Here is a 14,731-nt window from a genome sequence, read left to right on the forward strand (position 1 = left end):
CTTTCACCTCTTTAATTTCTATTTTGTTTCGTTATTTATTGTAATTTCATCTCCATCAGCTAATCCGAATATACCATCAGATACTACTAAATCTCCTGGTTTTAACTCTTCTGATATAACCTCAATATTTGGTTTTATTGTAGCTCCTGTTGTAACCTCTACTCTCTTTGCTTTTCCATCTTCTATTTTATAAACATAACTTAATAAGTCTCTTATAAATACTGCTTGTTGCGGTACAATAAGTCCTTCTCTTTTTTCAGTTGGAATTACAACTTTTGTGTACATTCCATCTTTTAACTCTTTTGTTTTGTTATCAATAGATATTTTTACTGGAAACTTCTTTGTTTCTGCATCTGCTATTGGATTTATAGATTTAATTTTTCCATCAAACTCTTTTCCACCTAAATCAGAAACCATTAAAGTCACTGGTGATCCCTCGTTTAATGTACTTAACCAGTAACCTGGGAAATCAACAGTTATTTCCATTATATTCTCATCTACTACTGTGAATACAGTTGAATTAGCTTCTACTACATTTCCAGACTTTAAGTTTAAGTTTCCTACTAACCCTGTTAACTCAGATTTTCTAGTTAATTTATCGTAGTTTGATTTTTTAGCTGTATAATCTGCTAATGCATTTGTATATGCATCTCTATAATTTAAAAACTCTAACTGAGATATCATCTGTTTCTCATAAAGCTTATTAAATTTTTCAAAATTATTTTTTGTTGATTGTAAATTAGCTTTTGCTGCATCATAATTTGACTCAGCTTTTGCATCTGTAAATTTTACTATTACTTCACCTTTTTTAACAAAATCTCCATTTTTCTTTAATACTGTTGATACAGTTCCTTGTGTGTCTAATGTATGGTTTACTTTTTCTTGAGGTACAATTGTTCCATCAGTTGTATATATATCTGAAACTTGTTCCTTTTTAACTTGTGATGCCACTACTGGCTTTTTTGGTTTTTCTACTACTGCTTCTTCTTTTTTCCCACAAGCAGTCATCAAGATAGCTGCCGCTGTTAATATGAATAATCCCTTTTTCATCTTTCCTCCTAAATATTAAATAAGTGATGATCTATACTTTTCAAATGCTACATAATAATTTAATACTGCTGAGTTATAATCTACAGCTGCTTGTCTATATTGACTTTCTGATAATAAATAATCTACAGTTGAAATTAATCCTGCATTATATCTTTCTGTATCTATATTAAAGTTTTCTGTTGCTGCTTCTAAAGCCTTATTTCTAGAATCTCTTAATTGTTGTAAACGTATTAATTCTCTATAATTTTTTGTAACAGATAGTTTTATATTATCTGATGTTAACTCTTGATTTATAGATTCTATATTTTCATTGTTTTTTGCCACATTATATTCATCAATTCCACTTCCAAATGAAAATACGTCCCATTTTACAGAAACTCCACCTCTCCATTCAGCATTGTCAAAACTATTATCAAAATGATGACTTTCTTTTGATGTTCCATATGTTGCAAAAGCATCAACTTGCGGTAATAAACTTGATCTTGCTACAACTTTTTCAGCTGCTGCATAGTTAACTTTATTTACTGCTAGTTTAGCAGATAAACTATTTGTTAGTGCTTGATCTAAATCTTTTCCAAAATCAATTCCTGAAGTTAAGTTTTCTGGTACTTGGAAATCTTTTAAAGTAATCTCTTCATTATTTGGAATCATTAGCTTCAATTTCAAATCTTTTTTAGCTATCTCTAAATTTGTTTTAGTTCCTGTTATTTGTGCCTCTAAATCTAAAATAGAATATTCAGTTTTTAAAAGATCGGCTTTTGTAACTAGTCTTAAATTTAATTGTTCGCTTTGCTTATCATATCTAGCTTGTAACTCTTTTCTAGATGTCTCTAAAACTGTTAAATCTTTTTCAAAATTTATTATACTTGAATATAGAGCTATTATATCTAATCTTACATCTCTTTTTTCAGATAAAAGATAGATATCTGCCATATTTCTTGAAGCTTCAGCACCTAAAATTCCACCTGTTATCGCCCCTCCTCTAAATAAAGGTTGATAAAGACCTATTGTTTGTGTGTATCCACTTTTTGCTCCTATTCCTGTTGTTCCATCTGATTCAACTATATCTAGCATATTTCTATTTGTGTGCTCTGCTTTTTGATATTGTCCATTGTATGTTACTGTTGGTAAAGCTGTTTTAAATGCTCTTCTAACATTTAACTTTGCATTTTCTTTTGATAACTCTGATGTTTTTATCGTTTTTCCATTTTCTAAGGCTAAATCAATTGCACTTTCTAATGTCAGTTCTCTTGAAAAGGCTGCTGTTGAAAGCAATACCAGTAATCCTAATAACTTTTTCATTAATTTCCTCCTGTTAGTAATTTTAAAATTCCACTTACCACTAATTCTACTTCTTTTTCTAAGTTTATATTTCTTAGTCTTTCTCTAAACTCATCTATATCACTTATAAAGTAGTCATCTGTATTCTTATAAAATAATCTCTCTAATCTATAAGATTTTATTCCACCCATAATGAAGATTATGATTGTATTCATTTCATCTTCTGAATAATTTATATTTGGAATATTTTTTATTATCTCTTTTAGAAATTTTCTATTTAAAATCTCTATTTGTAAAAGTTTTTCTCTAAGAACAGGTGTTAAATGCTCTAGATTTCTTGTTAAATTTATTAATATTAAGTGAGACTTTAAGTTATCTGATGATATGACAAATCTTTTTATTATAAAAATTTTTATTCGCTCTTCATAATTAGAATCACTTTTTAAAAGTTCTTCTAATTCTGCTTCTCTAATTTCGTACACTCTATCAATAATTTCTTCTAAAAGTTGATCTTTAGATTTGAAATACGTATAAAAGCTTCCTTTAGCAATTCCTAAATAAGTAGTTATATCTTCAACTCGTGTTTTAAATATCCCTTTTTTCAACAAAACATCTTTCGCTGCTTCTAAAATTTGTTCTTTTTTTCCCTCCTTTAGCATCTTGCCCCCTTACTGAACTTAAATTTAAAATGACTAAACAGTCATAGAATATTCTAATCTATAATGACTATTTAGTCAATGCTTTTTTTATATTTTACCACACATTATGAGCACTTGAGTTAAATCCAGATGAGGTTGAATAATATTTTGCATCTATTGGCTTATCTTCGTGCACCAATATTAAACCTTTTGTCGATTTGACCCCTTGAGACGCTAATTCATTTTCATCTAAATTATTATATACTTGACTTTGTGTGCTATCTACTATATGAAACCCTTGCTTTGCATATCTATTTCTCAAAATATCTTTTGCTGCATAAGTTCTTGCTGCAATTGCTTGTACTTTAAGAGCTTCTAATCCAAAACTTTGTGGCATTTCACTTGGTACAACTTGTAGTAAATAATCTTCTATATTTATTTCATTAATTAAATTTAAACTTTTTCCACCTTGAGCTAATCTTATTTCAAATTCACCTCTATATGTTGGATATTTATTTCTTACATTTCTCCTTATGTTTGTTACAGAAATCATTTTATTAGATGTGATGTTTATAAAGTTTCTTGTCTTCAATCTTAATTTATTTTGAACAATTACTTGTGTATATCCATCTTTTACTACAAAATCAACCGAAGTTCTTGGATTTATATTTACATTTCCATCTTTACTTTTTATTTTTATGGTTCCTAAAGAAAACATTGAAATTTTTGAATGATTAAGAGTTGAAAATCCACTGTTCATTATACCAACTCTTATTTTATCTCCTATTCCATCTACTGATCTCATATTTTTTAACTTTGTATCTGTATAATATCTTTGTAAAACTTGTTTGTATGAATATCCCTTATTTTTAGTTAAATCCATAGCAGACCATTGAGGTATACCGGAACCATGTCCAAATCCTCCACCATAAATATTAAAACCACCATTTCCTAGCTTTTCTATTGCTATAAATGCTGATGGTAACATACTTGGATTTTTTGATATTGGCTTATCATTGTAGCTAGCACTTCCTCCTTTGGCACCATAAATATTTACTACACTATCTACATTATTTCTACTTAAACTTAGTAAATTTCTAATATTCCCCTCTTTTGCAACAATATATTCTCCTCTAGTTCCTTTTATTAATAATTTTGTTACTAAACCTGATTTACCTCTTTCAAGAACTCTTAAAGTTATAACTTCACCAACTGGATTTAATGGAATTTTTTTAGCTATCCATTCTCCTTTTTCATAAGTTAATACCTCTTTTGGTCTTCTCGAACTTAAAGTTACTAAATTTTTATTTAATACATTACTTATCTCTTTTTTAGTTAAAGTAACTTTCCATCTCCAATAATTTGAATTATCTCCATGTCCCTTAACTTTAGTATTTTTGTAAAAATCTAAAAATTCTTTTTCTTTATAATACTTAATTGGAACTTTTGGGGACTCCATATCGTTTACATATTTTAAATATGGTATCGGTCTTGCCACAGGTATTTTATCTTTAGAATAACTCCCATATAAATCAACTCTATCTCCTTTTAAATTAGATGAAGAACTTCCTGGTCTTTCATAATAATCTTTTTTTGAACTACTACTACATCCTGTAAAACCTAATAAACAAATACCAATAGCTATCATATTTTTTATATTTCGCTTTTTCATTATAACTCTATTCCTTTTTCACTTATATACTTTCTTACTTTTTCAAGCTCATCTTGAGTATCTACTCCTATTATTTCAAATGGTGTTTCTAAAACTTTTATTTTATATCCATTTTCTAAAACTCTAAGCTGCTCTAATGATTCTGAATTTTCTAAAGGAGTACTTTTTAACTTTGCATATTCTAAAACAAATTCTCTTTTGTATCCATAGATACCCACATGTTTAAAATATATATCTAAATTCTCATTTCTTGGATATGGTATTACACTTCTTGAAAAATATATTGCATAATCTTTTTTATCAGTTACAACTTTTACATAATTAGGATTTTCAATATCCTCTTTTTTTAAGAGTTTATGTTTTAATGTTGCCATTTTTAAATCCTCTTCATCTTTAAATACATTAATCAATGAGTTTATCATATCTGGCTCTATTAAAGGTTCATCTCCTTGAATATTTATAATTACATCATAATCAGTTATTTTTTCACAAACTTCTGCTATTCTACTAGTTCCATTTAAATGATTTACATCTGTTAATATAACTTCTCCTCCAAATGATTTAACTGCATCAAAAACTTCTTGAGAATCTGTAGCTACAATTACTTCATCTAAATTAGATTTCATAGCTCTTTTATAAACCCATTCAATCATTGAATGACCACAAATATCTTTTAATGGCTTTCTCGGTAATCTTGTTGATTCATATCTTGCTGGAATTACTCCTAAAAACTTCATTTTACAACCTCCAAAATTCAATGTATAATAAGATTATACAAGAATATCATATTAAAAAAAAGAGTTTTTATACTTAAAAAGGAGAAAATTATGCTACGTATTTATTTTGTAAGACATGGTGAAACTGTTTGGAATACACTAAAGATTTTTCAAGGAAGATCTAACTCTCCACTAACAGAACTAGGAGTTGAACAAGCTAAAAAACTTTCTCAACACTTAAAAGATATTGATTTTAAAAAAGTTTACTCATCACCACAAGATAGAGCTTTACAAACAACCAAACTTTTACTTGGAGATAAAAATATAGAAATAACTACCATTGATGAATTCCAAGAAATAAATATGGGAAAAGTTGAAGGAATTCCAAGGGAAGAGTTTGAAAAAAATTATCCTATTGAATACCATAATTTCTGGAATAACGCTATGGACTATAATCCTAGTGCTTATAATGGAGAAAGTTATGAAGAGATATTAGATAGAGTTAAACTTGGATTAGAAAAACTTATTAAAGAAAATAATAATGGAAATATCTTAGTTATCAGTCATGGTGTTACACTGAAAGCTATCTTCAATATTATTAATGAAAAAGGTATTGATGAGTTCTCCAAGCAACCTGTTCCTGAAAATACAAGTACAACTATTGTTGAATATGATTCAAATGGCTTTAAAATTATTAAATTTTCTGACACTGAACATTTAAAATAATTTTTTTGCTGTTGACACAAAGGAAATCGTATAGTATTAAAGTACTAATGTTATATATTACTATCTATTTTATTTAGGGGGTGAGTTTTTTTGGGAGATAAGTTTAATGTTAATATAAAAGTTATGGGTATTGGTGGCGGTGGTATAAACGCACTTGATGAAATTGTTTCTTCTCATATTGATGATGTGACTTTTTTTGCACTCAATACTGATTTACAAGATTTAAACAATTCTAAAACTCCTCATAAAATTCAATTAGGACCGTCAACCACAAAAGGACTTGGTTGTGGTGGAAATATTGAGTTAGGAGAAAAAGCTACAAAAGAAAGTTTAGCTTTTATTAAAAATATTTTAAGAGGTACTGACTTTTTATTTTTAACCTCTACTATGGGAGGTGGAACAGGTAGTGCTGCCACGGCTTTAATTGCAAAATTAGCTAAAGAGATGAATATTTTAACTGTTGCAATTGTAACTAAACCTTTTTCTTTTGAAGGAAGAAGAAGAATGAAAATTGCTGAAGCTGGTATTAAAAATCTTAAACCTTTTGTTGATTCTCTCATTGTTATCCCTAACGATAAACTTTTAGATAGCTCAACCCCTAATATAACAGTTCAAGAAGCCTTTAAAAAAAGTAATTTTGTTTTATTTACCGCTATTAAAGGTATGACAGATCTTATGTTAGCTAAAGGTCTAATTAATCTAGATTTTGCTGATATAAAATCACTTTTATTAAATTCAGGAGAAGCTATTTTAGGATTTGGTGAAGGCGAAGGTGAAAAGAGAGCTGAAAAAGCTGCTCTTGCTGCTGTTGACTCATCTCTTTTTGAAAGAACAATTTTAGGTGCAACTAAATTCTTAGTTAATATTATTGGACCTAAAGACTTGAATTTAATGGAATCTAGTATTATTGTTGAAACAATAAAAAAAGAGTGTCGTGCTGAAATTGACGATGTTTTATTTGGAGTTTCTATAGATGAAAACTCTGATGATACAATTAAAGTTATTTTAATTGCAAATTCTTTTTTAAATAAATAATAGTAATAAAAAAAACGGTTTAAAATAAAAACCGTTTTTTTAATCTAAATTTTTTAGGAACTCCTCTGGTAAAGGTAATTCTATTTTTATTTTATATTTTGGTATTTCACAATAATATGAAAATAAAAACATATTTTTTCCACCTTTTCCATATTTTCCATCCCCAACAATAGGATGTCCTAAGTTTGATAACTGTACTCTTAATTGATGTGTTCTTCCCGTTTCAAGTTTTCCTTCTAGAATAGTTTTTCTCTTACCAATTTTTAAAACTTTAAAATAAGATATACTCTCTTTTGCACCATCTTCATAAGAATCTAACTCTATTACTTTTGTTTCTTCTTTTTTTAGATATGTTTTTAAAGTAAACTCTTTCTTAGTAATAATACCATCAACTAATATATAATATTTTTTATCTGTTTTTCCTTCTCTAACCTCTTCTGCTAACTCTCTTGTTACTGCTAAACTCTTAGCTCCTATAACCAAACCAGAAGTAGATTTATCTATTCTATTTACAAAATTAAATTCATCTGTTTTATAGTAACTTTTAAAAAGTTCAGAAAGTCCATATTCATGACCACTTCCTTTATGCATAACCATATTAGCATCTTTATTAAAGATAATAACTTTCTCATCTTCATAAATAATTCCACTTTTTAAAGTCTTCATATCTTGAGGCGATATTTTTATAAAGTCTTTTGCAACTGTTTCTCCACCAGCTATTAAAACTTTTACAATATCCCCTTCTTTTAATCTATAGTTTTCTTTAGATTTTTTTCCATTAACTTTTATTTTCCCAGTTCTTATTCCTTTAAAAATCTCTGTTAATGGAGTATTTTCATATTTTTTTCTTAAAAACCTATCTAATCTAACTTCATGAAAACTAGAATCTATAATATATTCCATTTCTTACTCCCTATATATATTTATGCTTTGAACTATTCCTAGCATTGCAAAAGCAAATAAAAATGATGTTCCTCCATAACTCATAAGAAGAAGAGGTAATCCTGTAACTGGCATTATTCCTGTTACCATTCCAATGTTTATAACTATATGGAAAAAGAATATAGCCGATATTCCGTAACAGATCAGTTTTCCATAACCTTCAGATTTGTCACCAATTCTCATTATTCCCCATAAAAGTAAAATATAAAGAATTAATAAAACGCATCCTCCAATTAACCCTCTCTCCTCTAAAAATACGGCTGCTATAAAATCTGTATGCGATTCTGGTAAAAATCTCAATTTACTTTGAGTTCCTTGTAAAAATCCTTTTCCAAATACTCCACCAGATCCTACTGCTATCATTGATTGAGTTACATTCCAACCACTACCTAACAAATCAGCTTCTGGATTTAAAAATGTTAACACTCTTTCTCTTTGATAATCTTTTAATAAGAAAAAATACCCGATTGGAGCCATTGAAATTCCTATAAATGCTAAAATTATTATAGTCTTCCAATCTATTCCATTTATAAAAATTAGTATTAAGTATAAAAATATTATAACTAATGATGTTCCTAAATCTGGTTGAGCTGCTATCAATAAAAATATTGGTAAAACATGCATGCTTGTCGCTATAATACTTTTAAATCCAGAAAATTTATTATTATATTTAGTAGCTAAAACTTCTGAAAAAGTTAAAACAATAAATAGTTTTGAGAATTCAGAGGGTTGAATTGTTATAAATCCTAAATCAATCCACCTCTGAGCTCCCAATCTTTTATCACCGATAACAAATACCAGCAATAATAAAATAACATTTATAAGATAAATAATTTTATAATATTTCCCGTATACCTTATAATCTATAAAAGAAAAGATAAAATACGTTAATACTCCTAATCCTATCCAAACAATTTCTTTATAAAAAAATGACGTTCCTTTATGGATTGTTGCACTATACACAGTTAATAAACTTATTAAAACTATGCATAGAGCAATATATAAAATCATATTTTTCATTTTTTTTATTCTTTTTATAGTAACTACTAAATCATGATTTTTTCCCATTAATTTCTCCTATTTTCCTGTATGACCAAATCCACCTTCAGCTCTTACAGTTGTTGATAACTCATCTACTTTTTCAAACTCCATCTTATAAACTTTTTGAAGAACTAATTGACCAATTCTTTCTCCTGGGTTTACTATAAATTCTTCATTACTTAAATTTATCAATATAACTCCAACTTCACCTCTGTAGTCTGAGTCAATCGTCCCTGGAGTGTTAACTAAAGTTATTCCATGCTTTAAAGCAAGCCCACTTCTTGGTCTCACTTGTACTTCATATCCAGAAGGTATTTCCATCTTAATTCCAGTTGGAATTAATTTTCTTTCTAAAGTTTTTAATGTAACTGGTTCTGTTATGTTTGCTTTTACATCCATTCCAGCTGCACCCTCTGTCATATATTTTGGTAATTCTACTCCGTTTTCTAGTACTAATTTAACAATAACGTTTTCCATTTTTTCCCCTTTATATGTTCCCTAAAATTGTTTTAGATATATACTTTTCATCAAATATTTTTTTAGCAACTCTTTTAATATCATTTAAGTTTACATCTTCAATCTCTTTTATTACAGTTTCAATATCTCTTACATAACCATAAACTAAATATGATCCTGCCATTCTTGTCATTTTACCTTTGCTACTCTCTAAACCAAAAGTTACCATACTTAAGAATTGATTTTTTGCTCTTTGAAGCTCTTTTTCAGTAATCCCATTCTCTTTTAATTCTTTTAATTCTTCCTCTATTAAAGAGATTACTTCTTTATAATCTTCATGCGTAGTTCCTGCGTATACAGTGAATAATCCACCTTCATCAAAATTAGATGTATAAGAATAAACTGAATATGCTAATCCTCTTTCTTCCCTAATTTTTTGAAAAAGTCTAGAACTCATATTTCCACCTAAAACATTTGATATTACAGATGCTTCAACTCTGTCTTTATCAGTGCTTGATGTTCCTAAAGTATTTATACACAAATGAACTTGGTTTGTTTCTTGAACTATTATCTTTTCTCCTGAATTTATAACCATGTCTCCATTATAAACTCTTTTTGTACTTCTATCTTTTAACTGTCCAATACCTTCATTTAATTGTTTAAATATTTTTTCCTCTTCAATATTTCCTGCTGCTGCAACAACTATATTTTCAGGTTTATACATATCATAGAAATATTTTAATATTTTTTCTCTGTCTATTCCTTTTAAACTTTCTATTGTTCCAGCTACTTTTTGGCTTTGTGCACCAGTTATAGCAAATCCAAGATTTTCTTCATGTACAACTTCCTCTGGGATATCTTCATACATTCTTATCTCTTCTATTATTACATTTCTTTCTTTTTCAATATTTTCATCTGTAAATGTAGAATTTAAAAACATATCATTTAAAATATCGATTCCAATTTCTAATGTATTTGAAGTCATTTGAATATAGTATGCTGTTTTTTCAACACTTGTATACGCATTTATCATTCCGCCTTGATCATCAATCTCTTCTGATATCTCTTTTGCAGAACGATTAGTTGTTCCTTTAAATAATAAATGCTCTATAAAATGAGAGATTCCTTCTTCGCCAGGCAACTCATTTTTTACACCAGCTCTTACAAAAAAACCTAAGCTAGCTGTATTTATACTTTTTATATCTTCCATTAATAACGTTATACCATTATCTAACCTCTTAGTAGTTATGCTCATTTTCCTCCTTAATATTCTGCTTCCTTCATAAAGTAAATTCCTAAACATAAAAATATCACATTTGGGATCCAACCGCTTATAAATGGATTTAATAATCCATTAACACTTAAAGCTTCAAAAGATGCTTGCACTATATAGTATGAATATCCTAATCCAACACTTAAAGCAATACTTATTGCTGAAGCTCCTCTTACATATCTACTTCCTAAAGCTAATCCTAAAAATGATACTATAAAGCTTGCAAAAGGAAAAGAATATCTTTTTCCTAAAACAGACAGTGGTTCTTTTATATCTCCACCTGTTATCCTAATATCTCTAATTGATTTTGCTATTTCAGCATTTGTCAATTCATCTGGATCTCCTTGAATTGTTATAAAATCTGATGGTCCTTTATCCAAAGTTTCATTAGAGTATACTTTATAACTTTTTTGAGTTTTATTAACAAAGTTATTTACAACAGCATCTTTCAGTACCCATTGGTTTTTATTTAAATCAAACTCACCACTTTTTGCTGTTATTATTTCTTCTATTTTTTCAAAATCTTTATTTAATTTTATTATCTCTAAAAGAGTTCCTGTATTTCCTATTCTATCTACTTGTTTTATATAATAAACAAGATTATCTTCTGTTCTTAAAAATGCATTATTTTTAGTTGTTGGTAATACTCTTTCTGATATTTTCCTTCCAGCTCTTAAGGCTCTACTTTTTGCTAAAGCCATTGGATGAATACGATTCATTACTTGGAATACTATCAAAGATATTAAAAATGATATTATTATAGGATATCTTACTATTCTTCTAAAACTTATTCCTGAAGTTTTCAAAGATATAATTTCTAAATTTGAAGCCATTCTATTGATACACATTAACGAACCTAAAAGTACTGCTAGAGGAGTCACCTCTATAAATATTTTAGGTAATAAATATAATATATATGTTGCCGATTCTGAAACACTCATTCTTCCAGCTGTTATATATCTTATTATTTTAAAAAGTTGACTTAATATAAAAATATTTATAAACGCAATTAAACTTAATAAAAATGATTTTATGAAGTTCTTACTTATATAGATATCTAATTTTTTCATTTAGCACCACCTGCTTTTCTTTTATATAGTAGAGCTGTTCCACCAACTAATAATAAATTTGGTAGCCAAACTCCCATATATGGTGATACTACACCTTTATTTGCCATTACCATTCCTACATTAAGAAATACAATATAGGTAAATATAACTCCTAAACTTACTCCGAAACTAGCTCCTTTTCCACTTCTATGATGGCCAATTGATAAAAGAACTCCTAAAATAGCTAATACAACAGTTGACAATGGAATTGCTATCTTTCTATTAATCTCAACTAAATATGGAATTTTTTCTTGATATGTTTTTCCTTTTAAATTTTTTAAAAGAGTTGTTATTCCCATAGCTTCAATATCTTTTACTTCTATATTAACCTCTTGAAAATATGAACTTAAAGGTATTTTCTTCTGCTTAAATTCTCCCTCTAATTTTATTGTTCCATCTGGATTGAAAGTATAAAACTTAGAATCTTCTAATACCATATTTACATTTTTCCAGTACGCTTTATCTCCTAATAAAATTGTAGGAAAATTATTTTTATCTTCTTTTTGGAAAATCAAAACATTTTCAGCTTCATTAGTTTTTCTGTCAATCTTTTCAATGTATAAGCTATATTCATCGACTTCATCAATTAATATTCTCTCTTTTAGTTGAAATACTGGATTTTCATATGCTATTTTCATTGTTATTTCTTCTAATTTACTAAAAGATCTAGGAATAATACTTTCTTGTAGGAAAAATATAAAAACAGTTATTATTGAAGCCAATATTACTATTGGCTTCAATATATCTTTTAAGGACATTCCTATAGAACTCATTGCTGTAGCTTCACTTGTTCTTGTAAATTTAGAAAAAGTTATCATAACTCCTAAAAATACACCCATTGGTATTGTTTGTGATAAAATTGGAGGTAGATAAAATGACAATATTCTTAATACATCAATTAATGAGATTCCTTTTACAATTATATTTTCCATAAGAGACACAATAATCTCTATTAAGAAAATAAATGTAAATAGTGATACTCCAAATATTATTGGCATCTTCACATCTTCCAATATATATTTTTCAATTATTTTCATTTTTCTCTCCTAAAACATTTTATTAAAGTACTTTTCAACTAGTTCTTTTCCTTTTATATAGTTTAATTCTGATTTTAATTCTTTTGGTAAATATTCCTCAATATAATGAGATTTCTCTAAAAATACTGCATTAGTCTTACTGTCAATTCCATACTTTTTTAAAACTGTATATTTTTGAGCAGCAAAATTAAAAATAAATAAAATTATTAATGAAATTATAAGTCCTTTTACTAATCCAAAAGCTCCACCTAATCCTCTAGATAAGAACCCTTTATTTTGATTTTTTAAAATAATTCCTATAAAAAACATTAAAATAGCAATAGCAAAGTATGAAGCTATAAATACACCTATATACGTCAATAAGTAGTTACTTTCATTGTTATTCATAGCTAATTTCTCTATTACAATTGGAGTAAATTTTTGAGCTATAATAAAATCAATGAAAATTCCAAAGATTGAGAAGAATTGTAGTAAAAATCCATCTTTTAATCCTTCAATCACTGCAAATATAAGTATTACTGCTATTAAAATATCTAAGTACATAATTATTCCCCCTTAAATTAATTATTTACTACTCTAACCCATAAAGCTTTTAAGTATAATGTTTCTGGAACATGTAAAATCCATGGATGATCTTCTGGTTGATAATTTACTCCTATAACTTGTAATAATTTTCCATTCTTTGAAGCTGCCATTCTTGTTACTTCTATTAAATCTTGAAGACTCATATGATAAGCACAAGTTATTATTCCTACTATTCCACCATCTTCAATTAACTTGAAACTTTCATCACATAAACTGAAGAACATATCTCTTCCTCTATGAATATCAATCTTCTTCTTTATTAATGATGGTGGATCTAATGTTATTACATCAAACTTTTCTCCTCTATTAGCTAAGATTTTTAACATTAAAAATGCATCTCCCTCAGCTGTTTCAAAATCATTTGTAAACTCATTTAATTCATAGTTTTCTTTACACAGCTCTAATGCGTGAGGTTCTTTATCAATTGCTATAACTTTTTTACATCCTTCTTTTAATGCTGCAACTGAAAACCCACCACTACTAGAGAATACATCTAGAAATCTTGTATTTTCATTTAAAAATGGTCTTATAAACTTTCTAGAGTCTCTTTGATCTAGGAAAAATCCTGTTTTTTGACCATCTATAATATCTACGTAATATTTTAATCCATTATCTTCCATTACGATTCTTTCTGGAATCTCACCATATATTATTCCAGTTTGTTGCTCTACACCTTCATGAGTTCTATTTTCAACATCACTTCTTTCATATATTCCTTTTGGTTTCATAACTTTTTTTATAGCATTTATTATTTCTTGTCTAAAAGCTACTTCTAATCCTGAATTTCTAAATTGTACAGATACATATTTATCAAATTTATCAATTATTAATCCTGGTATTCCATCTGCTTCAGAATAAAAAGCTCTAACACAATTAGTTTCTGCTAAAAGATGTTTTCTCTTTTCATAAGCTCTTTTTATTTTTTCTAAAATTAATGTTTTATCAACTGCTATATCCTTTGTTGTTAAAACTCTAACAAACGCATTTGTTGCCTCTGCTACATATCCTTTTGCCACAAGCTCTCCATCCGTTATACAAACCTCAACTATATCTCCATTAGAAACATTTCCTAAAATATCCTGTATCTCATCTTTAAATACATTTGGATAAAAATTCCTAATTTTCTTTTCTTTTCCTGATTCTAATATTACTTTTGCCATTAAACTCTCC

General features: G+C 27.8%; 15 protein-coding genes. 2 read left to right on the forward strand and 13 right to left on the reverse strand.

Going from position 1 to position 14,731, the window contains the following annotated elements; genetic code table 11:
* Positions 1-18: 18 nt before the first annotated feature.
* The 5 genes from HMPREF0202_RS11375 to kdsB all read right to left on the reverse strand — a co-directional run bounded on the left by HMPREF0202_RS11375 (position 19) and on the right by kdsB (position 5,378).
* Entirely contained in the window at positions 19-1,050 is a 1,032-nt protein-coding gene (locus HMPREF0202_RS11375) for an efflux RND transporter periplasmic adaptor subunit (protein ID WP_023050942.1), read from the reverse strand.
* 15 nt (positions 1,051-1,065) lie between these two features.
* Positions 1,066-2,352, reverse strand: a complete 1,287-nt coding sequence (locus HMPREF0202_RS11380) for a TolC family protein (RefSeq protein ID WP_023050943.1) — start codon at positions 2,350-2,352, stop codon at positions 1,066-1,068.
* Positions 2,352-2,990 carry a TetR/AcrR family transcriptional regulator gene (locus HMPREF0202_RS11385; RefSeq protein ID WP_023050944.1) on the reverse strand — a complete coding sequence of 213 codons (639 nt, stop codon included), beginning with the start codon at positions 2,988-2,990 and terminating at the stop codon, positions 2,352-2,354. Before HMPREF0202_RS11385 ends, HMPREF0202_RS11380 begins: the two co-directional genes overlap by 1 nt.
* Positions 2,991-3,084: 94 nt before the next feature.
* Positions 3,085-4,641: a SpoIID/LytB domain-containing protein gene (locus HMPREF0202_RS11390; protein WP_023050945.1), complete on the reverse strand. Its 1,557-nt coding sequence runs from the start codon at positions 4,639-4,641 to the stop codon at positions 3,085-3,087.
* Entirely contained in the window at positions 4,641-5,378 is a 738-nt protein-coding gene (gene kdsB / locus HMPREF0202_RS11395; protein WP_023050946.1) for a 3-deoxy-manno-octulosonate cytidylyltransferase, read from the reverse strand. Before kdsB ends, HMPREF0202_RS11390 begins: the two co-directional genes overlap by 1 nt.
* 90 nt (positions 5,379-5,468) lie before the next feature.
* Here kdsB and HMPREF0202_RS11400 point away from each other — a divergent pair, with 90 nt between their 5' ends.
* The gene (locus HMPREF0202_RS11400; RefSeq protein ID WP_023050947.1) at positions 5,469-6,083 is read left to right on the forward strand and encodes a histidine phosphatase family protein; all 615 of its coding nucleotides are present in this window, start codon (positions 5,469-5,471) and stop codon (positions 6,081-6,083) included.
* Positions 6,084-6,173: 90 nt separating this feature from the next.
* Positions 6,174-7,118, forward strand: coding sequence for a cell division protein FtsZ (gene ftsZ, locus HMPREF0202_RS11405; protein WP_023050948.1), 945 nt, complete (start codon positions 6,174-6,176; stop codon positions 7,116-7,118).
* A 39-nt stretch (positions 7,119-7,157) separates the two neighbouring features.
* On the opposite strand, the gene HMPREF0202_RS11410 is transcribed toward ftsZ, so the two are convergent.
* From HMPREF0202_RS11410 to HMPREF0202_RS11445, 8 genes are read right to left on the reverse strand one after another with little or no spacing between them, the layout of a single operon-like run.
* The gene (locus HMPREF0202_RS11410) at positions 7,158-8,021 is read right to left on the reverse strand and encodes an RluA family pseudouridine synthase (RefSeq protein WP_023050949.1); all 864 of its coding nucleotides are present in this window, start codon (positions 8,019-8,021) and stop codon (positions 7,158-7,160) included.
* Between the two features lie 3 nt (positions 8,022-8,024).
* Positions 8,025-9,128, reverse strand: coding sequence for a rod shape-determining protein RodA (gene rodA / locus HMPREF0202_RS11415; RefSeq protein WP_023050950.1), 1,104 nt, complete (start codon positions 9,126-9,128; stop codon positions 8,025-8,027).
* Positions 9,129-9,137: 9 nt separating this feature from the next.
* Complete coding sequence (gene dut, locus HMPREF0202_RS11420; RefSeq protein WP_023050951.1) at positions 9,138-9,578, reverse strand: dUTP diphosphatase; 441 nt, start codon at positions 9,576-9,578, stop codon at positions 9,138-9,140.
* Between the two features lie 10 nt (positions 9,579-9,588).
* Entirely contained in the window at positions 9,589-10,812 is a 1,224-nt protein-coding gene (locus tag HMPREF0202_RS11425; RefSeq protein WP_040407379.1) for a M16 family metallopeptidase, read from the reverse strand.
* A gap of 8 nt (positions 10,813-10,820) precedes the next feature.
* Complete coding sequence (locus tag HMPREF0202_RS11430) at positions 10,821-11,900, reverse strand: LptF/LptG family permease (RefSeq protein ID WP_023050953.1); 1,080 nt, start codon at positions 11,898-11,900, stop codon at positions 10,821-10,823.
* A complete protein-coding gene (locus HMPREF0202_RS11435) occupies positions 11,897-12,976 on the reverse strand; it encodes an LptF/LptG family permease (RefSeq protein ID WP_023050954.1) in 1,080 nt (359 codons plus the stop codon). Before HMPREF0202_RS11435 ends, HMPREF0202_RS11430 begins: the two co-directional genes overlap by 4 nt.
* Positions 12,977-12,985: 9 nt before the next feature.
* Complete coding sequence (locus HMPREF0202_RS11440) at positions 12,986-13,519, reverse strand: CvpA family protein (RefSeq protein ID WP_023050955.1); 534 nt, start codon at positions 13,517-13,519, stop codon at positions 12,986-12,988.
* Positions 13,520-13,536: 17 nt separating this feature from the next.
* On the reverse strand, positions 13,537-14,721 hold the full coding sequence (locus tag HMPREF0202_RS11445) for a class I SAM-dependent rRNA methyltransferase (RefSeq protein WP_023050956.1): 1,185 nt from the start codon (positions 14,719-14,721) through the stop codon (positions 13,537-13,539).
* Between the last annotated feature and the right edge of the window lie 10 nt (positions 14,722-14,731).

The sequence above is a fragment of the Cetobacterium somerae ATCC BAA-474 genome (assembly GCF_000479045.1).
In the GTDB taxonomy this organism is placed as follows: domain Bacteria; phylum Fusobacteriota; class Fusobacteriia; order Fusobacteriales; family Fusobacteriaceae; genus Cetobacterium_A; species Cetobacterium_A somerae.